Origin of the sequence: Paraburkholderia sp. WC7.3g (genome assembly GCF_050436345.1) — a bacterium.
Taxonomy (GTDB): domain Bacteria; phylum Pseudomonadota; class Gammaproteobacteria; order Burkholderiales; family Burkholderiaceae; genus Paraburkholderia; species Paraburkholderia podalyriae.
In genome coordinates this window covers 106,670-128,785 of the sequence record NZ_JBNDMA010000003.1, presented here as the reverse complement: position 1 = coordinate 128,785, position 22,116 = coordinate 106,670, and the positions used below count along the sequence as shown (strand labels likewise).

Here is a 22,116-nt window from a genome sequence, read left to right as displayed (position 1 = left end):
AGGAATCGTGGAGACAACCCCTATTCGCGTGATGTGGTTCGTGCCGCCGTTGCTTGCCATCGTGGCGGCGGAGAATACAGGCGCCCTGTTGGCAGTGGGCGAGAGAAACCGCTCTTCGGACGAACAGTTCGAAAACCTCGTCAGCGGCAAGGTCGAGGCCGTTGTGACATCGATGGACAACGTGATCGGCTGGAACAGCCGGCCGGGCCCGAAAGATTTTCGCGTGGTCGCCCAGATCGAACAGACCACGCCGTTAAGTCTGGTCGCAAGGAACGGACTCTCCGGCATTCAGGATCTTCGAGGGGCGAACATCCTCGTTGATGCGCCGGACAATGGATTTGTCATCGCACTCAAGGCGATGCTTCGGGAGTCGGGCGTCGCGCCGAATGACTACCGGCTCACTGCGGCGGGCGGCGTCAAGGAGCGCTATGACGCGCTGCTCGAGGGTCAGGGTGACGCTACGTTGCTCGGGCCGCCGTTTGACGGAATGGCCGCTGCGGCCGGTCAGGTTCGAATTGCGACAATCCAGGACAAATATCCCGCGTTTCCCGGGCAGGGTGTCGTCATGCGAATGGGGTGTGCGCGTCGCGCAGACGTCGCAGCGTGGCTGGGTGCGCTTGAGCGCGCAAGGTTCGCCGTCGATCGTGCGCCAGAATCGGCCCTTGAGGCGGCACGGCGCGCCGGGTTGTCGCCGCAGGCAGCTCAAGCCATGACCGCGCTCAATCCCGGTTCGCTGAAGCCGACGAAGGAGGGGATCGACCTGCTCATCGGGCACCGCGGCGCGCTAGGCCTGTTAGGAGGTGACGAGGATTGGAACAGCATCGTCGACGAAGCAATTCTGGAATCGATTGAGGGAGCATCAGAATGAAGAAATATGCACTCGGGACTTTTTCCGTTAAGGACGGTGACCCGTTCGCTGGACTCGTTGTGAACGAGAAGGTGGCGCCACTCACGGAACTCGCGGCGTCCCGTGGCGAGGACGGGTTGGCAACGTTCAGTTCGGTACTGACGATTCTCGACCAGTGGGAACACTGCAAGCCTATCCTGGACCGAGTCGCCGCAGCGGTGGACGCCACCGATGACTGGTACGCGCTGTCGGACTTGCAAGTTCATCCGGCGGTCAATCTGCCCCGTCAGATTTTCTGCACGGGTGCGAACTACAGGAAACACGTGGTCGATCTCACAGTCGACTCGAAAGTTGGCCCGGAGGGCTTGGGCCCTGACGAGCTTCGGCGGTGGGCTGAGAATATGATGGACGAGCGCGTGCGTATCGGCGATCCCTATGCATTCTCGAAACCGGTCTCAGCGGTGTCGGGCGCTTATGACGATCTCGTACTTCCGGCCACGACGCAAAAGCCGGACTGGGAGCTTGAGCTCGCGGTGGTGATCGGTCGCGGCGGATACAACATCTCGCGCAAGCACGCGCTTGATCACGTCGCTGGCTATTGCATCGTGAACGATATCTCGGCGCGCGATCTGATTCCCCGCACCGACTACAAGATGCTCGGCACAGACTGGCTACGCTCGAAGGGGCAGCCCGGCTTTCTTCCGCTTGGGCCCTATCTGGTACCGAAGGAGTTTGTCCCGAACCCGCATGATCTGAAGTTGAAGCTTTCCGTCTCGGGCAAGGTGATGCAGAACGAGACGACGGCCGACATGCTCTTTAGTATCGAGCGACAGATCGAATACATCTCGCGATACTCGCGGCTGCTACCCGGTGACATTATCTGCACGGGGTCGCCGGCTGGTAACGGTACGCACTACAACCGCTTTCTGCAGGCGGGCGACGTGATCGAGGCCGAGATCGACGGCCTTGGGTCGCAGCGTCAACTGTGTGTGACAGCTCATGAGTGAGATTATCAACGAGAAGGCGCAGCCCGATAACCCGGATCGGGCGTTTCTGCAGCTGATTGTCGAGCGGAAATCGCGTGAAGTGCGGCTGGACATGAATCCGGCTCTAGCATCGCTAAATGCCGTTCTCCTTGACGCGGCTCCCGGAGTCCTGTCCGTTCGTTTCAGAGCCCCACCTGATTCCATCCAGGGTAATGGCGTGGTCTCCGGCGGCACGTTCACGTCAATGCTGGACTTCGCAATGGCGCTCGCGTTGCTCTCAAAGCTTCCCGCCGGTCGCACGTGCGCAACGATCAGTCTGACGGTCAACATGCTGGAAGCGGGGCGGATTGGAGATTTTGTCGCGAATGCTCGCATAGATCGTCTGGGCGGACGGGTAGCATTCCTGAGCGGGGACCTGTTCGACCACGCTGGCGAGCGCCGAGTTGCCCAGGCGACTGCTTCCTTTTTAGTTTTCGACGTACGGAATTGAAACAGGTCGTGGCCTCGAGTGACCTTTTCGACGATAACGTGCACGTACCTGCCGCTATTCCGAATCGCATTTGTGCAGGGCGTTAGCGCGCCGCAAAGCAGGTGACGACGCTGGTGTAGAGCGCATTCCGGAGGTCAGCTGAGAAAAAACTCGGTTGTACCCTGTCGGCGCATGCGAAGACGAAAGATGATGTCTCGGAAGCGTTCCCTGAGAGCGCTGGCCGAACAATGGTTCAGTAGTGAATCCGTGGCTACTGCAACAGCATACGAGATCCCGCTACACGCTGCTCAGGCGCCGGCGATATGTCCACATCGGAGCAACGCGACCTGCAGGCACGCTGAGCCCCCGTTCCGTCACGACAACGGTATGCGGTGCGTGTTCCCGCCAGACCCCCGACAGTTACCTTGGATGTTTCAAGAAGTCCAGTGCACCCCACAGCGAGGCAGCGGAAGGAGTAGCCTTTACAGCCGCGTCCTCCTCATTGCCGTCGTAAGAAGCGACGACCTTGTCGCCCACTCTGATGATTGCAGCAGTACCCGCGCTCGCCACCTCATTCCTGTAGGTGATGCCGGCGCGGACAAGCGCACTGTTCGCGAGATCGCAGAGCGTGTGGAGCTTCGACGTTTTGAGTGCATTGAATTGCGTCGAGCATTCGTGTCGGTCCAGTCGCGCTACGCGCTCCTTCCAGCGCCTCTGGCGCAATCGCCTTCGTATCAGCTTTCTTCAAGCAACCACTCCGGTTTGGGTCACACGCTTTACCGGAAATCCGTGTCCGAAAAAAAACGGAGGCGCCGTAAATCTTGAAGTACTTTGGCGAGTCTACGAGGTCAAGTTCGGCGACATTGATGCTGCCGCGCACGGAACACTTCGTTGTGTCGCAGCCGCGGGCATTGTTCCCATTGACGATGGTGAGGATCGCAGATCATAGTCCCGATGAGGACAGGCAGGAAGCGCTGGCGCGCCTTCTCGATGCGACCGTGCTCGGGCACCATGGAAGGGCAACGGGGCGGCGGAGCGCTGGCTTCCTGTTGGGGATGGCGGAATTCCTTCATGTCGATCGGTGCTGTGTTCGCGCTCGGCTCGGTGGAGTTGCCAATGGTATCGCTGCGCGTTGCGCGAGACACGGCGACGAAGCAACTAGCGATCGTCTTCTCTTGCGAGACGTTCGTTGAAGGAAGCTCCGCCTATGGCGCATCGGCATTCATACCAACCGGGCTTTTATCCAGTCCTGCAGGATCTGATCTGGCGATATGACGCCGAGCGACGAGTGACGACGACTGCGGTTATGAAACACATTAATGTATTCAGACAAGTACGCCGCGGCGCAATCTGCTGTTGTGCAGGCTAATTGACGAAGAATTTATGGCGGCCGTTCTTCGGCAGCCGACGTATGATGGTGTACCTGAGGTCGCGCGGCGAGGTTGTGGATCGCAAGCGCATGCAACGCCTGAGGCGGCAGTTCCGCTGTGGGGCATGGCGCCAGCGGTTGCGCGGAATCGAGGTGATGCGGCCGGACCAGGTATGGAATACGGATCCGACGACCGCAGCGAATCTGCGTGTACCGGGGCTTGTCGCCGTCACGAAGCGCGCAGGAGCGCCTCGAACCCTTTGCGCATGGCGCTGATCATGTCGAAGTCTGGATACAGTAGCCACTGAAGTTGCAATCCGTCCCATAAGGCCATCAGCGTGGTGGCTGTCGAGGACGGATCGATTTCGGCGGAAAGACGACCGGCCGCGATGTCTTCGGCGATGCCCTGCGCGAGATGGCCGCGAACCCGCTCATAGCGCTCAAGGAACCAGGCATGAGCGGGATGGTCCGGCGCGGATGCCTCAGCCGCGAGCAAGGCGAGGAGGCGCTGCGCGCCACGCTTGCCTAAATTGCGCTGCGCCAACGCGATGGCGGATTCAAGGAATCCGAGTCCGGCCTTATCGGCTTTGAGATTCTCCACCGCGAGCGCGTCGTTGGCTTCGAGGACTGCGATCAGCAGATTCTCTTTGGTGTGAAAGTGATGCTTCACACTCGTGAAACTCAGCCCCAGATCCGAGGCGATCTGACGTAAGGATCCGCCACGGTAGCCCGCCACGGCAAAAATGTTCGCGGCGGCAGCCACGATTTCCGCCTTGCGACGCGGCGTGTTGGCATACGGTCCTCGTGGTACAGCGGTAGCTATGGCGCTCATGCTTTTTATTATATCAGGGCCCCTGGCCTCGACCTCGACCTCGAACAGAGTCAGGCATCGGTACATGGCACGACAGCGCGCGCAGTCCGCACTCCCAGCGCGATAGCCGTGAGCGTCGAATTGCAGGTGAGGGCGGTCGGGATGGCGCCGTTTCCGGCGACAAACAGATTGGCAAACCCCCACACGCGGCCATCCGGTGCCGCGACGCTCGTGCCGTCGTCGGTATCACCCAGACGCACGGTCCCGGTGTAGTGCAGCGATGACCCAGGCGCCAACGTCTCGGAATCGCCCGGGTGAAAGTCTCCGAGAGAGAGGGCAGCGCGCCGCTGCACTCCTTTAAGCATCTCGATACTCTCAAGATCGTTGTCGGAGTAGGCGAAGCGCGCAGTCATTAGCGGCATGCCGGTCGCGTCGACGCGGTGGTCCGAGAACTCCAACCGGTTCTCGCGTTGGAGATCCGTCCTGGTGTACCAACTCATTCCCAGGCGGTGGCCGCTCTCGTTGAAGCGCTCCATCATCTGACCGTGGGTCGGCCTGGCCTCGCCAATCGACGGGCTCCAGTACGCGCCAACGAAGGGTTCGTTGACTTGCGGTATCGGACGCTTTCCTGCCGGAACGCCAAGTGTCTTCGCATCGAGGATCACCTCGCCATCGACCGTGGCGTGTTCGTTCAAGTACAGGCCGAGTGCATTCGGGCGGATGCCGGAGGCCCATAATAGCTGCGGCGTACGCAGTGTGTCAGCCGCGACGACCACGGCGTTCGCGCGCACCTCCACTTCAGAGCCCGAAGCAATATCACGGGCCACGACCGCAGTGACCCGCCGTCCCGCGTGCACCAGGCGGCTAACCAGCGTACCGGTGAGCAGTGCGACATGAGGCACCGACTCATCGAACAGCTCAGGAGCGATGTCTCGAGGACCCGTCCGGGCAAAGGCGCCGCCGCCGGGTCGATTGACTCCTGCCAGGGGCATGTTCTGCGCCCGGCGATCCGGGTCCGGTGACGGGATCGCGTCGCGCAGCGCGTCGATGATAGGTTGCTGGAACGGATTCCCGTGAAAAGCGTGAGAGGTCACGCGAAGCAGGCGATTCGCCTCCCGGAGATCCTGCCCAAAGGTGGCTTGTATGAAAGCGGGGATCTCATCCGAGTACGGCCACGGGCATGCAGCGGCCCAGTGGACACCCATTCCGCCCACGTTCCACGAGATGGATGCACCGGGAAACTCCGTGAAGTCGTGGCCGAGAAAAGCCGCCGGGAAGATACCGACGCTCCCGGGTGTCCAAATATCGTGCCCAAGACTGGAACTGGCTTGCTTCACGTACTCGATCTGCCGCGCGCGTCGCATCAGCGTCTCGAAGGACACCCGAAGCGCGTCTCCATCGGCCTCGACGAGGTGCTCACCCTCGTTCGCACTCATACCGCGGCCGCTTTCGATGGCGAGAATCGAGAGCTGCGGGGCCGCGCGATGCGCTTCGTGAGCGATCGCGGCGCCTACCGGTCCACTTCCCACGATGACGAGATCCCAGCCGCGCGATGTCAACTTGTCGAATTGCAAATGGAATTTCTCCTTCAAGACTGGCGCCCGTTCTGACCGTCTGGCCGCCGAAAACGTGCGCTCTACCGCTAGATCGCACCGGTCCGACGCATACCTGCGAGTGAAGCGACGCCGACGAGGCCGGCGTCGTTGCCCAGCGACGCGGCGACGATAGACGCATGCGGACGGTGCTGCCCACCGGTGAGCCGTGCCGAATAGGCCCGCCGGATCGAAGGCATCAGCAACTCATCCGAATCTGCCACTCCACCGCCGACGATGATGACGTCGGGATCAATGAGCGCCGTGAGGGATGCGAGTCCGCGGCCTATCCAATCCCCGAGCGTGTGGAAGAGCTCGATCGAGAGCGGATCCCCCTGCGCTGCTGCTGCCGCGATGTCCGGGCCCGTGAGCACCCCTGCGGCGGCTCGAATACGACGCAACGCCGCTCCCTGCCCTGGGCGATCGAGAAGCGCGCGCTCCGCGTGGGCGACCAGCGCCGTTCCCGAGCCGTATGCCTCCCAGCATCCAAGGTTGCCACATCCGCAGCGCAGCCCGTCCTGTACGACGGTCATATGCCCAACCTCTGCGGCCGCGCCAAAGGCTCCGCGTTGCAGATCGCCATTGCTGATAATTCCCCCGCCAATTCCAGTACCGATTGTCACCATCAACGAGACGGAACCGCCGCGACCGAGGCCGAACACGTGCTCGCCCCATGCCGCCGCATTCGCGTCGTTCTCAACGACGACGGCACAGCCAACGGGCAGGCGTGCCGCTACCCGTCGCCCGAGGGGGTAGTCCCGCCATGGGAGGTTGGGGGCGGTAAGGATAGTCGAACGGTCAGATGACACGAATCCAGCTGCCGCGACTCCAATGTCCTTGATGGGATAGCTCTGCGACAGTTCATGGTAAAGGTCGGCGATGGCCAGATCGATGTCCGTTGGGTTGACAGTCGGAGTTTGACGGCGGGAGCGGGCGAGCACTCGCCCTTGCTCATCAACGACCCCCGCTGCGATCTTCGTGCCGCCGATGTCGATACCGAGATTCACCATGTGCGTAGATCCTGTCTTTGAAACTCTCGGGCGGAAAATGAGCCCGCTGGCTGATTTGGATGCGGCTCGCCGCGCTCACAACGATTAACGGCGGATGGTCCGAAGATTCGCCGTGTCCAGTCGGGCCCGGATGTCGCGGTACTCGGCCTCGGACAGCTGGTAGAACATCAGCGGGATGATCGCGGCGAAGCAGAAGAGCGCGGGGGCGAGATTAGCCACGAGGTTGATGCCGCCCAGCACTTCCGGAGCCTGGGGTGCATTCGGGACATATCCGAAGCCGCCGATCGCCGCGATTCCGACCGCGCCGCCGACCGCTGCAGCGATCTTCTGTCCAAAACTGATCACGGCATAGGCCGTGCCGTCGGCCCGGACTCCGGACTTGTCTTCGGCATAATCGATGGCGTCGGGCACCATCGACCATAGGATCGGGGCGTTGAAGGAAGCCAGGCCATAGATCACGCTGATCATGATGATGACGGTGGTATTTTCCCAGCCGACCAGGTACAGCGCGACAAGCGAAAGTCCCTGCCCGACAAGCGAGATGATCGCCATGGTCTTTTTGCCGAAGCGGCGCGTGAGCGGGGTGAAAAGGATGATTCCGACAACTCCGGCTACCGCCGGCGCGGCCATCAGTAGGGGGACGAGGTCAATGCGGCCGACGGCGTAGATGAAGTAGTAGATGATGACGCCGATACGCCCGAAGAAGCCGGTCATCGCGAGGAACATGATCGCGAAGATGAGCATGAGCAGTCGATTGCCGAACACAATGCGCGCCGTGGTACGCAGCGAGACTCGCGTCGAACGTAGGGGCTGAACGACTTCCTTGCTGTTAAATGCCGTGATGAGAAACATAGGCAGCGCGATGGCCGCCATCACCGCAGCGGTCAGCGTGTATCCCTGAACCGTTAGCGTCCGCCCGTCGCCGACGCGGCTGAAGAAGACGATCAGGGGAAGCGTGATCACGTTAAGGAGCACCACACCAAGGTTTGTGCCGATGAGTCGAATGGAGTTCAGCGTCACACGGTCCTGCGAGTCGGTGGTCATGACCGCGACGAGGCAACCATAGGGCACGTTGACCGCCGAATAGGCGACGCCGAGGAGGCCGTAGGTCAGGATCGCATAGAGGAACTTCGCCGCGGCGTTCCCCGGGATCGTGGCGAACGAGAGCACCATAAGGATCGCCAGAATGGGCGATCCGTAGATCATCCATGAGCGGAACCGGCCGAAGCGGCTGCGCGTGCGCTCCGCAGCAGCGCCGATCGCCGGGTCTATGGCCGCATCAAAGGCTCGCGCAATGAGCATTAACGCGCTCACGACAGCCGCCGACAGTCCGACGGCATCGGTGTAAAAGATGGCAAGGTATGAGCCGGTAGTAGTCCAGATCAGCTGACTCGCCAGGTCGCCGAGGCCATAGGTCAGTTTCGGTCCCCAAGTCAGCTTGGGCCGTTGAATGGCAGGCTCAGTGTCAAGCTGTGCGGCATTGTTGGTGCTCATAGATCATCTCCTGATACTTTCTTATGCTCCCTGGCCTGATCGGCTCAGGGGAGAGTGGTGCCGGCGGTAGAAACGGGTAGACGGGTTGGAAAGATGCGGGACTTGAGGTCCCGCTCGCGGCTGTCGGGCCCTCCGCCGACTCCGTCAGGTATTGCGCGCGTCCAGGCGCTTCTGCAGACTGCGTCCGAGCAATCGCTGGTGAGCGCGCACCATCTCGAACGCGTCCGTGCCCGGGTCTGCGAAGAAGTGGCCCTCCCATTCGGTGGAAACCCAGCCCTTGTAGTCGATGTCAACGAGCAGCCTGGCGACCGCGTCGTAGTCGATGCTAGGTTCGTGGCCGTTCGCGTCGAACTCGTAGCACTTACCGTGGATGTGGATGATCTGGTCGGCGATGTCATACCAGCTCTCCATCGGCTGGGTACCGTGCATGCTGAGCGCGCCCATGGTCGACAAGATCGATTCCTCCGAGGCGCCCGCCCGAAGCGCGAGCGTCCGAAATGACTGGAAGCGATCCTTCATCGTGCCGGGAGCCGTGCGCCAGTTCTCGACGAACGCGTCCACGAGCTGTTCCGGCAGTCCTGCTTCGACCCACTGGCGCTTCTCGGTCGGCGGAATGTCGCGCATCGTGGCGCTGAAGTCGGGGATGAACCCGAGAACGGGTGAACCCAGCTCCGCATAGAGGTCACGCACACGCAGGATCCGCTCAGTGCGGGGGCTCTCAGGACAGTGAAGTTCCATGCCGACGCGCAAGCCGAGATCCTCAGCCAGCGGCGTGATCCGCCGGATGACTTCCGCGGAGGCGCCGATCTGGATGCGGACAATGCCGAATCCGAGCTTCTTTGCCGTGCGCAGTTGACGCGACAGCAGGTCGGTCATCTCATCGACGTTGAGGAAGCGATCGGAGCGCAGTGCGGTGTCCACGTTGGAGCTCAGACAGGTGGGAACCAGACCCAGCTCGCCGGTGAGGGCGCGCCACCAATCAGCCGTGGCATCGTCCACCTCCGGATACGAGCGGAGCGACTGGTAGCCGACAAGCTCGATACCTGGGCCGATGCCGCGTGCGGCGACCTCGCGAACGATGCCCTCCAGGTCGAATCGGCCATCGAGCCACTCATTTGTCAGCGAGTACAGGGTCAATCCCGAGCCAATCGCCGGGGTCGGGAAGTTCGTCGTTTCAATCATCGCTGCTCCTCCTTGACGACGGTCAGTTTGCGAGTTTCGGACACCGCACGCGACATCGCGGAGTCTGGTCCGGTCAGGATGTAGGGAATCCGGATGGTGAGCGTCGCCGACACCGCTGCCTCCTGCTCCAGCGGCGCATCCAGGGGAAACCGGACGATCGCCCGGTCCTGGACGAACCACGTTTCCTGCCAGCGGTCTGCAATGGCATCCAGGCGGTCCCCACGGCCGTTGATCTCGACGATTACGTCGCTGCGCGGGACGATCTTGCCGTTCACTGAGACGGAGACATCCTCGATGGTGGATGGTGCCAGGCTGCGGTACCAGGGCAGCCGCAGTTTGATTGCGCCGGTTCCCGACGCATCGATCCGCAGCTCGTCCGAGCCGAAGAGTCTGTTTGCAGCGCTCATAATGACTGTTGTTCCTGCTGAGGTGGGAAAGTCACGGGCCGGCCCGAGGCGGCGGACTTGTAGATCGCGTCTAACACTTCGGTCACGACGCAGGCCTGCTCCGGCAACACCAGGGGATCGGTATCCGTCTTGATCGCGCGAATCCACTGTGCCGCCTCCTCGGCACCGAGCACGGCGAAGCCCGTGCCCTTCGACGCGGACGCGCCGAAGTACGCGCCGCGGAAGTCCGGCGCTGTCTCAACCAGCTGGCCACCGACGACGCCGTTCAGGCTTGGCTCCCACTGCGACCCGAATTGGCGGGACTCCGCGCCACCCTCCGTGCCGGCGAGCGTCACGCAGGCCTCACGAGACTGGGGGACGTTCAGCGCCCAGGCCGCTTCGAGGAACACCGTTGCGCCGTTCTTCATTGTCACGTACCCGAAGGCCGAGTCTTCCACATGGAACGTGGCCGGGTCCCACTCGCCGCCCATGTTGCCCTGCGGCTTGTCACCGAGCTTGTGGTACACCGAGCCGGTGACGGAGGCCACTTCGTAGTTGCCCATGAACCATAGCGCCAGGTCCAGCGCGTGGGTGCCGAGATCGATGAGCGGGCCGCCGCCCTGCTTGGACTTGTCAGTGAAGCTGCCCCAGATGGGCACGCCACGACGGCGCACGGCGTGGCCGCGAGCGTGGTAAATCTCGCCGAGCAGCCCCTCGTCGACCGACTTGCGAAGGAATTTATTGTCCTGGCGGAAGCGGTACTGGTATCCAACCGTCAGCTTCCTGCCGGTGCGGCGGGAGGCCTCTAGCATGGCCCGTGCATCCTCGCCGGTGACCGCCATCGGTTTTTCCACCATGACGTGCTTGCCTGCTTCGAGCGCGGCCACGGTGATCTCACGATGCGACGTGTTCCACGTGCAGACGTGGATCACGTCGAGCGAGTCGTCGCTGACGACCGCTTGCCAATCCTGCGTGGAGTACGACTCTTCGGCACCGAACTCCGCTCGTGCCTCCTCCGCTCGCTGTAGATCGAGGTCGCAGAACGCGGTGACCTCCACGTCGTTGGACTGGCTGGCCAATCCAGGGAGGTGCTTCTGCGTTCCGATGAATCCGAGCCCGACGATACCGACCTTCAACTTTGACATGGTTCTCCTTTGATTCGGCTCTGCCTCGCGTCGATGCGAGCCTTTTGAATGAGTTGCCGGAATGACGGACACAATGTAGACTGAAATAGTGACATGTGCAACAATTTCAAGCGAGACACCGCTACACTGGGCGGAATGGAGACATCACGTGGATCAAACAGTCACGGAAGAAAAGCCGAAATCCGGCGTCGACATGCAGAGCACGCCGGTAACCCTGTTCACGGGCCAATGGGCCGATCTGCCCTTTGAGCAGGTCGCCCAGCTTGCCGCGCAGTGGGGTTACGATGGTCTCGAGATCGCCGCCTCCGGCGATCACCTTGACCTTCAGCGGGCGGACGAGGACGAGCGATACGTCCAATCGCGTCTGGACATCCTTGATCGCCACGGCCTCCGGTGCTTCGCCATCTCGAACCACCTGACCGGGCAGGCGGTGTGCGATTCGCCGATCGACTTCCGGCACGAGGCAATCCTTCGCGCCTACACGTGGGGCGATGGCGACCCTGAGGGAGTGCGCGTCCGCGCGGCCCAAGACATGCAGCGCGCCGCCCGAGTCGCCCGCAAGCTGGGCGTCGACACCGTCGTCGGCTTTACCGGTTCATCCATCTGGCCGTACGTGGCCATGTTTCCGCCTGTCCCGCCAGAGGTGATAGACGCAGGCTACGAGGATTTCGCGCGCCGTTGGAACCCGATCCTGGACGTGTTCGACTCCGAGGGCGTGCGGTTCGCCCATGAAGTCCATCCGGGTGAAATCGCGTATGACTATTGGACGAGCGTCCGGGCGCTTGAGGCGATCAGGCACCGCACCGCGTTCGGCTTCAACTGGGATCCATCCCACATGATGTGGCAGGGCATCGATCCCGTTTCCTTCATCTGGGACTTTCGGGATCGCATCTACCATGTCGACTGCAAGGACACTCGCCTCCTCAAGGCCAATGGGCGCGGCGGCGCGCTGGGTTCGCACCTGCCGTGGGGTGACCCGCGCAGGAGCTGGAACTTTGTCTCGACTGGACGCGGCGACGTTCCCTGGGAAGACTCCTTCAGGGCTCTTTCTGCGATCGGCTATGCCGGCCCCATCTCCGTCGAGTGGGAGGATGCAGGTATGGACAGGCTGCATGGCGCCGCAGAAGCCGTCACCTTCGTTCGGTCGCTGCTCTGGAAGAAGCCCCAATCGGCATTCGATTCCGCCTTCTCTCATCAGTAAGGTGTCGCCGCTCCTCGAGCGGCACCATCGGGTGATGAGGGCGCGCAATATGTAAGTCGCCGGGTCGTTCGATACAGCACTTGGCACACGCCGCACTGAAGATCGACTTCGGCGGAGGTATCTGGCTATCGTGGCCTGGTTTAACCAAGTTGCGTTTGGCCTGGTAGCGCCATGCAGCAAGACCAAAAACCATAACCAAAAACCGAGGTTACCACCTAGTTTATTAGTAGTACTACCAATATAACCAGGAGACAAGTCGTTATGATAAAAGCTCGCCTTTTTACGGCGCCGTTGCATCAATCGGGCGGCCGGGCGGCCATGGACGAGATTCTGTCCTCGGGCCGCCCGGCCAAGACGCGCTATTGGACCCGCAGCGGGGGGGAATACGACTGCGGCCTGATCGCACGCAACGATCTCACAGTTTGGCTGTCGCCTGACATCGCATGGTACTTCCGGGACGGCTCAGGCAAGCGAGGCCGACCGCAACTGTTCAGCGACGCGGCGATTCAATGCGTGCTCGCGCTTGAAGTGCTGTACCGGTTGCCAACGCGCGCAGGGCTGGGCCCGGATCAAAGCCGGATCCGGTGGGCGAGCCTGGCTTGGCAACCGCCGCACTACACCACCATCAGCCGCCGTCGGAAGGGCACCGCGGTCATTCCGTGGGCGTCACGGCGCGTCACTGCATCTGGTCCTCGACAGCACCGGGCCTGAAGGCAAGAGCGCCCTGTTGTCTTGAGAACCCATTCTCAAAATATTCATAAAAAAACAGAAGTGTTTGGAGACGAAAATTGAAAATTAGATCTGGCTATCATTCTCTGCGCCATCACACGACCGTGCATTCCAGCCGCGGAAAAAAGGCGAGCATTCAGGCCGTCCACCACGCATTCAGGTGGTCAGCAGTCGGCATTATTTGCTTTTCTCTTTCGCCACTGGTATTCGCCGAATCGTCTCTTCGACCCGAAGACCATCCTAGAAGCGCTTCCATCGACGACGGCTCGGTCCAGACGGCTACCGTGAATCCGATCGGCACGCAAGGCGTGCCCGGTGGGACCACAGATATTACTACCCCCCCGGGCACGCCCGAACAGCAGTACCCGAATACTGGCCCGTTTGCAGGCTTTGGCAAGAAGCTTAACAGCCTCGGCGTGCGCCCGATATTCAACCTCATCCAGATGTATCTCGCCAATCCCAGTGCGGGAAGTGACACTCGAAATCATGAGGCGGTAAGCATCGTCTCCTATGGCGCCGACTTCGATCTCGAAAGGCTGATGGGGCTATCTGGCACCCTCATTCATTTTGTCCAGCTCGCAACCTTCTCTACGAATGACGCCTATGGCATGCAGGTCGGGGACAGTATCGTCGGACCCTCAGCGCCGTTTCTACCGAAAGTCTCCCACTTGGGCGTCTTCACAATTGAAAAGAAGGCGTTTGGAAATCGACTCGACGTCGAATTCGGTAAAACGAACCCAGGTCTGAATTTTGGCTTGCCAACCTGTAATACTGGATTTGGTTGCCAGAATATGCCATACGCTCCGCCGGTCTATTCAGACTGGGGCGGACGTGTCGCATATTCGGTAACTCCCGAACTGACAGTTCAGGCTGGCTTGTTTCGCCACAACGCCGCTAGCGCGTTTACGAACGGTTGGGAATGGTCGGATAACGGAACGGGAAGCAACACGATCCTGGCGAACTTGACGTACAAGACGACGTTTGCAACGACGCGATATCCGTACAGTTTCGAAGTTTTGTACTACAGAGATAGTGCGGAGCAAACAAACCCTCTCACCTCGGCTACGCATAAAGGCACGAGCTATTTGTATTTTGCCGGAAAAAAGACCGTTTGGCGGCCCGACGATGCGGACGAACACGGTTCGCCATCGGCGTTGAGCGTGTTCGGAACTCTTCTCACCACACTCGATCAGTATTCCTCAAGAGGTCTTCAAAATTACGCTAGCGGCGGTCTAACCTGGGATGGACCGTTCAAGTCGAGGCCGCACGACAGCTATTCGGTGCAGGTTAACTGGACCCGTCTTACCGGCGACGAGCAGAAATTCTTGCAGAATTCAAGCTACGATGCGGGCTCGCGGTACACAGTGCCGCGCAATGAATTTACGCTTTCTTTGAATGCGAACATTCAGGTTACAGATAGCATAATTGTTACCCCCTATGTGTCCCGGACGTGGGGTATTAATACGTTCTCAAATCCAATGTCTCCTGTTGCGCCGCGCAATGGGTACGCAGGTGGTGTTCTGATGATCGCATTCTTCGACAAAATGCTCGGCCTTGCAGGGAACTAGTGCCCCGTTCCGCTGATTCGTTGTAGTGGGAAACGCAGCGGCGGGCGGCTCGAAACCGAGCAGCCGCCGGCAGGTGACGAGGCGCTGTCCGATGGCGATTGGCGAGCCACCCGTAGCTGCGGATGCGCTCGAAGCCGACGCGCAGCACGTGCAGCAGGAAGCGACGGATGCCGCATCGTGACCGGAAGCCGCTGCGTCCATTTCTGGGACGCCTGGCAAAATCAGCTATAGCCGCAGCCATCCGGATGCGCCTTGTATTCCTGCCACAGCGTAACCCGTCAGCGTAACCCGTCAGAAGTTGGAATTTAGTACGAGACCAACAACGCCGCGAGAGATCAGGACGAGGTGAGCGAGATCCTGCTGCGACAGTGCGACGGCTCTCTGGATGTCAGAACGCGTAACCTTGATCGTGCCAGTAGTTCCAGTCAGCGACGGCGAGTCGTGTGGGTTTATCGCTGTTCACCGGGACGATCTGAGCCAGGGGTGCCACCACGTCACGTTGGCCCCACCGGGCCCCGACGAAGATGCCAACCCGACACAGGTCTTCATGAGCGAGTCCGGTGACCGAGACGTGTTCACCCCGGTGCAGCGGTGAAGGTAGGTCTTACGCGTATACAATTTGACATAAAAGCAATGATCGCGATTTGCTTCGTATTCCTATGTATGTGGCATCGGTGCGGTGCCGGCTAACGAGCTTCGGGCATATCAGCCCTGTAACGCCTCCGCACGGAAGCCACTGTGCAGTGCGACCTCATCGAACGCGTCGATCATGGATGGCGTCACCGTCCGGGTCCCGCGGCGCAAGACGCCCGGCGCCAGTTAGGAGCAGTTCGCAGTGTCTGTCAAAATAGCGGCATCCGACCGCCAGTTGCTGCGCACCCAAATGCGTCTTCGCGGGGCCGCATGTTGCCGTCAACGGGCGATCAACCGTGTCAAGAACGGCACCGGCAACCAACATCCTGGCGATCGCAGGAAGAACCAATACAGCAGGCACGACATGGCACATGAGCGATGCGAACAATGCGGCAACCCGACGCCGCCCTGGGACGCCATCCACTGCGGCTCCGGCGAAGGCAGCTATGAGTTGCTCTGCACTTCGTGCTTCAACGCCAGGATAGCCGAGTCCACCGGATTCACCGATTTCGAGAATGTCCGGCTTGACCCCATCCGGATGATTGACTGCGAGGGGGAGGCCCACCAGTTCCATTTCCAGCTCCGGCTCCTGGGCGACCGGATTGCACTGGATGCCTTTGAGCTTCGCGGAGAACTTCGCACCGGTTATCGGTTCCAGCTGATCGACGAAGCTGACGACGATGTGTTCGTGCTGCTCGGACGCCTGGTCGAAAGGATGCGACGCGCGCTATCGGTCAGGCACATCGATTTCCGGGAGCGCCGGATCATTGACAGCACGGTGCGCGGACGGATCGAATGGGATGAGTCGCAGGCGGGGTACCTGCCACTCGCGGTGGTCGACGGCAAGGAGGTCTCGTGGGACGATCTTGGGCAAATGCTCATGAGCATGGAAGGATGGCAATTCCGGCTCGATATCGCTGACCCGAGCGAAGAGCTTTAGGTCGCGTCGCCGACGCGGCGATACGGACGGCATATCCGGCCCTGAGCCGGCATGTCACGTGGCACGTTCAACCTATGTGAGCAGAGCCATGATCGCAGTCAGACTCGACGATCTTTCTTTGGCTTTCGATTTCGTCAGCTACGCGGCGCCAATGGAGCATAACGCGTATGTCTCGCTCGATACGGGCAAGATCTGGTGGACTTCCGATTCCAGTGACGCGTTCGACGAGGAGGTCCCTGACGACCTTGAAACTTCAGATCGCTACCTTGCCATACCGCATCACATGACGTCTGGAATCGCGTGAAAAGGAAGCTTTATTCCAACGAAAGAGCAGCAAGCCGTGGTCGAGGCGGCGCTTCGAGTCGGGGATCTGAAGATCAAGGCATTTGCCGGCGCGGGCAAAACCTCCACGCTCCAGCTCGTGGCGGGGCACTTCGGCCATCGGCGCGGCATGTACCTCGCGTTCAACCGGGAAATCGCGGCGAATGCAGCCCGGCGTTTCCCGTCTCACGTTGGCTCGAGGACGATGCATTCGCTGGCGTGGGCCTCCGTCAGCCTGTCGCTCCGAAATCGTATGAGCCTTCAGGGCGAGCCACCGCACGAACTGGCCGCGCGTTACGGGCTGGGCCCGCTGGAAGTGCGGACAGTAACGGGCACGGCCGTCGAAATCGCTCCATTCGAGATCGGGCGGATGATTGCCGATGGGCGGGACAGGTTCTGCCGGTCCGCTGACATCCAGCCGGCAGCGCAGCATATTGTTGTCGACGAAAAGATCGACGAAATGTTGGCCGCGCAACTGCGCACCTACCTGCTGCCCTATGTGCGGCGTCTGTGGGAAGAGAGCAGGGCTGCCCACGCGGGGAGCGCCATTTCGCCTGACGTGCTCCTGAAGCTATGGGCGCTTTCGGAGCCACGCATCGAGACCGATTTCATCCTCTTCGACGAAGCGCAGGACAGTGACGGTGTGATGCTGTCGGTCCTTGGCCGGCAGCGCCACGCGCAGATTATCTACGTGGGCGATCCTTACCAGCAGATTTACGAGTGGCGGGGCGCAATCAATGCGATGGCGCAGATCGACGCACCCGAATGCGCGCTCACGGAGTCGTTCCGCTTTGGCGCAAAGTTCGCGGCGCTCGCCAGTCGCCTGCTCGCACTTCTCGGTGAGCTCACGCCCCTCCGGGGACAGGAAACCATCGGCTCGATCCTGGTGGACGATCCCGCGCTTGCGCCGCCGGTCGACGCAATCCTGTGCCGGAAGAATGTCACGGCGATCTGGCAGTTCGCCGCAGGACTCGAGGCGGGACATCGACCTGCGATCCGCATGAGTCCGGCCGAGATTCTCGCTTACGCTGACGGCGCGGACCGCTTGCTTGCCGGCCAGCGGGCATTCCGCCCGGCGGCGTTTTCGCTGTTCGAGACATGGAGCGATGCGCAGGCGTTTGCGCGCAGTGCCTTTGGCCAGGACCTGCTGCCGGTTGTGCGCATCGTCGACGAGCTCGGTACGGGCTATCTGCGGGCGCTGGCACAGCGCTCGGCGGCGGAAGGCGACGCCGACTATGTGATTTCGACCGTGCACCGTGCCAAGGGCCTCGAATGGAAGCGGGTCAAGGTGGCCAACGATTTCCGCCTGCGCGGTGCCGATGGCAGCCCGATGCCGGACGACGATGAGCTCCGCCTCCTCTATGTGGCCGTGACCCGGGCGCAGCATGTCCTCGATATCTCGGAGTTGCGCGACGAGCTGCGGCGGCTTTTCACTCTCCGGCGCCAGGACCGGCCGGCGTAGCAGGTTACCAAATGGGAAAATCTTGATTCCCGTTTGAGAGTAATCTAGAATGAGAATAACGATGTTCTCATCTGGGAGGCTCACATTATGGCCGTGCATCATCCGTCAGGTCGTCACCCGGCCGCAGCGCATACCGGCAAGGCATTGGCCGGCTCTGGCCGGTCCGGCGCCCACCCTGACGATATCGAAACGTTCCTCGTCGAGTTCGACCCGCTCGAGCAGCGCCGGCAGATCCGCGAAGGCATGGAAGCGGCGATCATCGAACGCGTTGCGAAAGACCTGCTGCACGTGCCCGTGCAGACGCTGCTGGCGAACCTGAATCTGCCGAGTTCGACGATCCTGCGCAAGATGGCGCGCGAGGAGCGCCTGTCGCCAGCCGAGTCGGATCGCGTCGCGCGCGTGCTCTATGTGCGCCAGCTTGCTGTCGAGGTGTTCGAGGATCCGGCGCTGGCCACCGAATGGATGCAGCGATCGAACGCGGAGCTGGGTGGGCTCAGCCCGCTCGAAGTACTCGACTCACAGCCGGGGTACGATCGCGTGCGTGAAATTCTGCTACGCGTCATCCACGGCGTGTCCGCATGAGGCTTTACCGTCTGGCGAAGGAACGGCGCGGGTATTACCGCGCCGATGATCTGAGCGGCAACGGTGCGGCGATCGCCGGAGGCCGCTGGAACCCGCGTGGCATGCGGGTACTGTACACGTGCTGCCACGCGTCGACAGCGCTGCTGGAGGCGCTGGTGCACATGGCGGGCTTGCTGCCGGCCGGGGGATATTTCCTGGTGACGCTGGAGGTGCCAGACGCCGTCGACGCCGCCGCGTTCGTCCCGGATGTGCCAGAAGGTTGGGCAGACCTGACGCGCGATCCCGCGGCGACAAGGACGCTTGGGCGGCAATGGCTCGAAGCGGGCGAGCAGCTGGCGATGCGGGTACCGTCGGTCGTCTGTCCGAGTGATTTCAATCTGCTGCTGAACCCGATGCATCCGGAGATGGCAAGCGTCAGGGTCATCAGCAGCGAGCCCTTTACGCTGGATCCGCGGCTGTTTGGTCAGGTGAGGCGATGAGCCCGATGTCGATCTCGCCAGCGCAAGGACGAGGCGTCCGGGAGCAAACGTCATAAACTGAAAGCTATAGTGGTCTGCGTTCGTGGGCAGGAGCGCCCCCGGGGGTGTGCCGCTGGCTTCGTGGTGGCGAGCCGCGCAAGTTTCCTGCGGGGAAATCCGCCGGCGCGGGAAGTGGCCCTGTTGCGCCGTTTGCGTCCGGCGTATCCCGGACGGACTTGTGCGGCCCCGCTGCTCACTGTCTGAATCGTTGATACCGGGTGCCTGTAGACAGCTTGACCCAAATGGCGAATCGACCAGGACGACCCACTGATCGGAGGAACGTAGTCAGCACGCTTTCGCGCGGGGACCGGCGAACGTTGGCCGTTCACGGCTCTGGAAAACGAATCGTTCATCCGCGAAGACGAACGCTTTTCAAAGGAGCGACGGTTGCCAGAATCTCTCCGTCCTGACCGAGAATTTGACCTGCGACAAATCCGGCATTCCCGGCCACACTCATGATGTAGTCCTGGCGTCAGTAAAGGCGCCCCCGAAAACTTCTTCACGGAATTCGGGCCAACCCTTGGGTGTTTGCGACGGGTCCATCCAGATGATGTTGAGCTGTTTGCCATGCCCGCGTCCGAAAATCGCTGTTCCAGCGTCGTACAAGCATCGCGTCAAAGGACGCATTGTCCCGTCTCGATCAGGCGAATGGGGTTGGAGTCGCTTTCTGGCGCGCACTGATCGGCTTCGCGACGGTCAAGGCGTTGCGCGCTGCGAGGATGTGCCGGATGGTAGCGAGAGATTGTTCCGCCACCGGGCTTGGGCTTTCCCGCCGTGGCAGAGGAAACTCCGGAACACGGACGCGCAGCTGCCGGCAGACGGCGGAAAGATACGGCTTGCCCGAGTTCTCGCATCGTTGGATGGCGGCAGCGATGGCTGCGTCGCCAATATTCCGGCGCAGCCATTCCATCGTTTGCCGGTCCTTCTCGTTGTGTACTCTGACCAAATGCTCCATTGTCGCCTCCCGACTGCCCCTACAGGTGGAATGGATAGACGTTAGCGCGAGGTCGGGCCGAATTAGGGGCGGCAACGCACACTACAAACGATCTGGACATGTACAGCGGCGTTCGGAAACCGGGTCTATCCGAAATTACATCGCGACCCTAATGTCAAAGCCAGATTGAAATGTCGGGGTCTTAGCTAGATACAGATGTCGGGGTTGAGGTCGGTTCTGGGTGTTGGGCTAGGGTTGTCTTGCGGTCCTTTTATATCTCTCTGGAGGGGGGTTTTTAGCACCGAGCCTCCCGGGTTCTGGTGTGTCCCCATGACTGCCGCATTCCAGTCATCGAGCGTCACTTCGCGCTGCTTCTTCGTGCCAGGTAGCCGCGCCTTCGCACGCACGGGTTCACCGCGGTTCGTGCGTGACGGTGAGCCGGAGATCCGGCGGTTGTCGCGCTGGGCCTGGAGCGCCTGCGCGACCTGCAGCGCATGACCAAGACGCTTGTGCTCGATCACCGCGCCCTGGTCGATCTCGGCAAGCTTGTCGTACTGGACACAGGGCAGTGCGACACCATCGGCACGGATCTCGAGGCGTCCGTCCGGATACTCCCACACGTCGATATAGCGGTGAATCAGCCTGCGGTTGGCCGGCGTATCGTCAAGCAGCCAGATCACGCGGTCGTTCAGCAGCGTCAGTGAATCCGAGACCTTGCGCAGAACCCGCCAGGTCAGGACCGCGTCGAGATCCTCGTCAGCGCGCACGGGTCGATGCGCATCGAAAGCGCTGCGTGGCGGCTTCGCAAAGCGCGCGTTATAGGCTGCCATGAACGCGGGCGCCCAGGCGTTGGCAGCCTCGATGGTGCTGATACCGCGCAGCCGGAGCTCCTTGACGAGCCGGTCCTGCAGCGTCAGGTGGGCGCGCTCGACGCGTCCCTTGGCGGGGCTTGAGTTCGCGCAGAACGTGTCGATGTTCAGCTCGTACATCGCCCGGCCGAACTGTGTAACACCTTTACCCGCTGTCTCCGAGCGTCGCTTCACGTAAAAGACGCTGGCCCTGTCACTGTAGAACGCCACCGGCTTGCCATGCTGCTCAAGATACGCGCGCGTCGCCTCAAAGTAGCTGAAGGTCGATTCGGTCGACGTAAAGTGCAGCATCATCAGGCGGCTCGTGGCGTCATCGACGTACACCAGCAGCGTGCAGGCCGGCGCCCGGTCCTCGAACCAATGATGGTCGCTGCCGTCGATCTGCACCAGCTCACCCAGGCATGCACGCCGCGCACGCGGCTGGTAGATCTTCGGTGGCCGCTGCCGGCGCGGTACCCACAGGCCGGCGTCCATCATCAGGTGCCGCACGGTTTCCTTCGACAGCACGAGGCCATGACATTCGCGCAGCTTCTCGCACGCCAGCGTCGGCCCAAAATCGGCGTAGCGCTCGCGAATGGTGGTCAGGGCCCGCACGGCCAGTCCTTCATCGAGCTTCCGGTTGCCGGGCGACTTGCGCTTGCGTGAAGCCAGTCCCGCCGCGCCCGATTCCCGATATCGCGTTACCAGCCGCTCGACCTGACGCACGGTCAGACCCAGTCGCCCGGCGGCACGCCCTGGCTTGAGCCCCATGTCCACCACGGCCTGGATCACCTTCAAACGGTCGAGTTCGCGCATGTTCAATGTCACCAGTGCGGCTGGGCTCATGACTGGCTCCTGCGATCACGCTGCAAAACGCCAGCTTGCCAGCCACCGTAAAACACGACATTTGTATCTTGCTAGAACACGACATTCTCATATTGCCGCTACACCTAAAATGGTGATAACTTTTATTATGTCAAATTGTCAGGGCGATTGACAAAAACTGACAGCCGTGTCGGCTTTGGCAACCAGACAAGGAGCATCTAAGACGGCGCTGCACTGGCCATTGCGGGCGGCGGGTTCGAACTG

The 22,116-nt window shown here is 61.3% G+C and carries 23 protein-coding genes and 2 pseudogenes; 13 read left to right on the top strand and 12 right to left on the bottom strand.

The window, feature by feature from the left end:
- The first annotated feature begins 7 nt into the window (after positions 1 to 7).
- From OKW43_RS31890 to OKW43_RS31875, 4 genes are all read left to right on the top strand, one after another.
- A complete protein-coding gene (locus OKW43_RS31890; protein WP_429452071.1) occupies positions 8 to 868 on the top strand; it encodes an ABC transporter substrate-binding protein in 861 nt (286 codons plus the stop codon).
- On the top strand, positions 865 to 1,854 hold the full coding sequence (locus OKW43_RS31885; RefSeq protein WP_429452069.1) for a fumarylacetoacetate hydrolase family protein: 990 nt from the start codon (positions 865 to 867) through the stop codon (positions 1,852 to 1,854). The genes OKW43_RS31890 and OKW43_RS31885 overlap by 4 nt, the downstream gene beginning before the upstream one ends.
- Entirely contained in the window at positions 1,847 to 2,323 is a 477-nt protein-coding gene (locus OKW43_RS31880; RefSeq protein WP_429452067.1) for a PaaI family thioesterase, read from the top strand. Before OKW43_RS31885 ends, OKW43_RS31880 begins: the two co-directional genes overlap by 8 nt.
- A 1,050-nt stretch (positions 2,324 to 3,373) precedes the next feature.
- Positions 3,374 to 3,577, top strand: a complete 204-nt coding sequence (locus OKW43_RS31875; protein ID WP_429452065.1) for a hypothetical protein — start codon at positions 3,374 to 3,376, stop codon at positions 3,575 to 3,577.
- Here the strand turns inward: OKW43_RS31875 and OKW43_RS31870 are convergent.
- The 8 genes and pseudogenes from OKW43_RS31870 to OKW43_RS31835 all read right to left on the bottom strand — a co-directional run.
- Positions 3,525 to 3,647 (bottom strand): annotated as a pseudogene (locus OKW43_RS31870) (hypothetical protein); the annotation flags it as partial. The gene OKW43_RS31875 and the pseudogene OKW43_RS31870 overlap by 53 nt on opposite strands.
- 253 nt (positions 3,648 to 3,900) lie before the next feature.
- Complete coding sequence (locus OKW43_RS31865) at positions 3,901 to 4,434, bottom strand: TetR/AcrR family transcriptional regulator (RefSeq protein WP_429452063.1); 534 nt, start codon at positions 4,432 to 4,434, stop codon at positions 3,901 to 3,903.
- 119 nt (positions 4,435 to 4,553) lie between these two features.
- Complete coding sequence (locus tag OKW43_RS31860) at positions 4,554 to 6,074, bottom strand: GMC oxidoreductase (RefSeq protein WP_429452061.1); 1,521 nt, start codon at positions 6,072 to 6,074, stop codon at positions 4,554 to 4,556.
- Positions 6,075 to 6,124: 50 nt separating this feature from the next.
- Entirely contained in the window at positions 6,125 to 7,084 is a 960-nt protein-coding gene (locus tag OKW43_RS31855) for an ROK family glucokinase (RefSeq protein WP_429452059.1), read from the bottom strand.
- An 84-nt stretch (positions 7,085 to 7,168) separates the two neighbouring features.
- Positions 7,169 to 8,578, bottom strand: a complete 1,410-nt coding sequence (locus OKW43_RS31850; protein WP_429452057.1) for an MFS transporter — start codon at positions 8,576 to 8,578, stop codon at positions 7,169 to 7,171.
- A 144-nt stretch (positions 8,579 to 8,722) separates the two neighbouring features.
- On the bottom strand, positions 8,723 to 9,760 hold the full coding sequence (locus tag OKW43_RS31845) for a sugar phosphate isomerase/epimerase family protein (RefSeq protein WP_429452055.1): 1,038 nt from the start codon (positions 9,758 to 9,760) through the stop codon (positions 8,723 to 8,725).
- Positions 9,757 to 10,167, bottom strand: a complete 411-nt coding sequence (locus OKW43_RS31840) for a C-glycoside deglycosidase beta subunit domain-containing protein (RefSeq protein ID WP_429452053.1) — start codon at positions 10,165 to 10,167, stop codon at positions 9,757 to 9,759. Before OKW43_RS31840 ends, OKW43_RS31845 begins: the two co-directional genes overlap by 4 nt.
- A complete protein-coding gene (locus OKW43_RS31835) occupies positions 10,164 to 11,291 on the bottom strand; it encodes a Gfo/Idh/MocA family protein (RefSeq protein WP_429452051.1) in 1,128 nt (375 codons plus the stop codon). The genes OKW43_RS31840 and OKW43_RS31835 overlap by 4 nt, the downstream gene beginning before the upstream one ends.
- A 148-nt stretch (positions 11,292 to 11,439) precedes the next feature.
- Between OKW43_RS31835 and OKW43_RS31830 the strand changes: the two genes are divergently transcribed.
- From OKW43_RS31830 to OKW43_RS31820, 3 genes are all read left to right on the top strand, one after another.
- A complete protein-coding gene (locus tag OKW43_RS31830) occupies positions 11,440 to 12,492 on the top strand; it encodes a sugar phosphate isomerase/epimerase family protein (protein ID WP_429452049.1) in 1,053 nt (350 codons plus the stop codon).
- Between the two features lie 261 nt (positions 12,493 to 12,753).
- On the top strand, positions 12,754 to 13,203 hold the full coding sequence (locus tag OKW43_RS31825; protein ID WP_429452047.1) for a transposase: 450 nt from the start codon (positions 12,754 to 12,756) through the stop codon (positions 13,201 to 13,203).
- A 77-nt stretch (positions 13,204 to 13,280) separates the two neighbouring features.
- A complete protein-coding gene (locus OKW43_RS31820; RefSeq protein ID WP_429452045.1) occupies positions 13,281 to 14,789 on the top strand; it encodes a carbohydrate porin in 1,509 nt (502 codons plus the stop codon).
- A gap of 27 nt (positions 14,790 to 14,816) precedes the next feature.
- On the opposite strand, the pseudogene OKW43_RS31815 reads toward OKW43_RS31820, so the two are convergent.
- Both OKW43_RS31815 and OKW43_RS31810 read right to left on the bottom strand, forming a co-directional pair.
- Positions 14,817 to 14,958: pseudogene (locus OKW43_RS31815) on the bottom strand (transposase); the annotation flags it as partial.
- A gap of 219 nt (positions 14,959 to 15,177) precedes the next feature.
- Positions 15,178 to 15,378, bottom strand: a complete 201-nt coding sequence (locus OKW43_RS31810) for a calcium-binding protein (RefSeq protein ID WP_429452536.1) — start codon at positions 15,376 to 15,378, stop codon at positions 15,178 to 15,180.
- Between the two features lie 246 nt (positions 15,379 to 15,624).
- Between OKW43_RS31810 and OKW43_RS31805 the strand changes: the two genes are divergently transcribed.
- From OKW43_RS31805 to OKW43_RS31785, 5 genes are all read left to right on the top strand, one after another.
- Positions 15,625 to 16,362: a DUF7686 domain-containing protein gene (locus OKW43_RS31805; protein ID WP_429452043.1), complete on the top strand. Its 738-nt coding sequence runs from the start codon at positions 15,625 to 15,627 to the stop codon at positions 16,360 to 16,362.
- Positions 16,363 to 16,450: 88 nt separating this feature from the next.
- Complete coding sequence (locus OKW43_RS31800; protein ID WP_429452041.1) at positions 16,451 to 16,666, top strand: hypothetical protein; 216 nt, start codon at positions 16,451 to 16,453, stop codon at positions 16,664 to 16,666.
- Positions 16,667 to 16,702: 36 nt separating this feature from the next.
- Positions 16,703 to 18,145: an ATP-binding domain-containing protein gene (locus OKW43_RS31795; RefSeq protein ID WP_429452039.1), complete on the top strand. Its 1,443-nt coding sequence runs from the start codon at positions 16,703 to 16,705 to the stop codon at positions 18,143 to 18,145.
- An 87-nt stretch (positions 18,146 to 18,232) separates the two neighbouring features.
- Positions 18,233 to 18,727, top strand: a complete 495-nt coding sequence (locus OKW43_RS31790) for an antitoxin Xre/MbcA/ParS toxin-binding domain-containing protein (protein WP_018420329.1) — start codon at positions 18,233 to 18,235, stop codon at positions 18,725 to 18,727.
- Positions 18,724 to 19,206 (top strand): RES family NAD+ phosphorylase, encoded by a 483-nt coding sequence (locus OKW43_RS31785; RefSeq protein WP_018420328.1) that lies wholly within the window; start codon positions 18,724 to 18,726, stop codon positions 19,204 to 19,206. The genes OKW43_RS31790 and OKW43_RS31785 overlap by 4 nt, the downstream gene beginning before the upstream one ends.
- Before the next feature lie 679 nt (positions 19,207 to 19,885).
- On the opposite strand, the gene OKW43_RS31780 is transcribed toward OKW43_RS31785, so the two are convergent.
- Complete coding sequence (locus tag OKW43_RS31780; protein WP_187639771.1) at positions 19,886 to 20,200, bottom strand: hypothetical protein; 315 nt, start codon at positions 20,198 to 20,200, stop codon at positions 19,886 to 19,888.
- Between the two features lie 185 nt (positions 20,201 to 20,385).
- Positions 20,386 to 21,873, bottom strand: a complete 1,488-nt coding sequence (locus OKW43_RS31775) for an ISNCY family transposase (protein WP_243751369.1) — start codon at positions 21,871 to 21,873, stop codon at positions 20,386 to 20,388.
- Here OKW43_RS31775 and OKW43_RS31770 point away from each other — a divergent pair.
- Positions 21,842 to 22,024, top strand: coding sequence for a hypothetical protein (locus OKW43_RS31770; RefSeq protein ID WP_429452576.1), 183 nt, complete (start codon positions 21,842 to 21,844; stop codon positions 22,022 to 22,024). The genes OKW43_RS31775 and OKW43_RS31770 overlap by 32 nt on opposite strands.
- Positions 22,025 to 22,116: the final 92 nt, after the last annotated feature.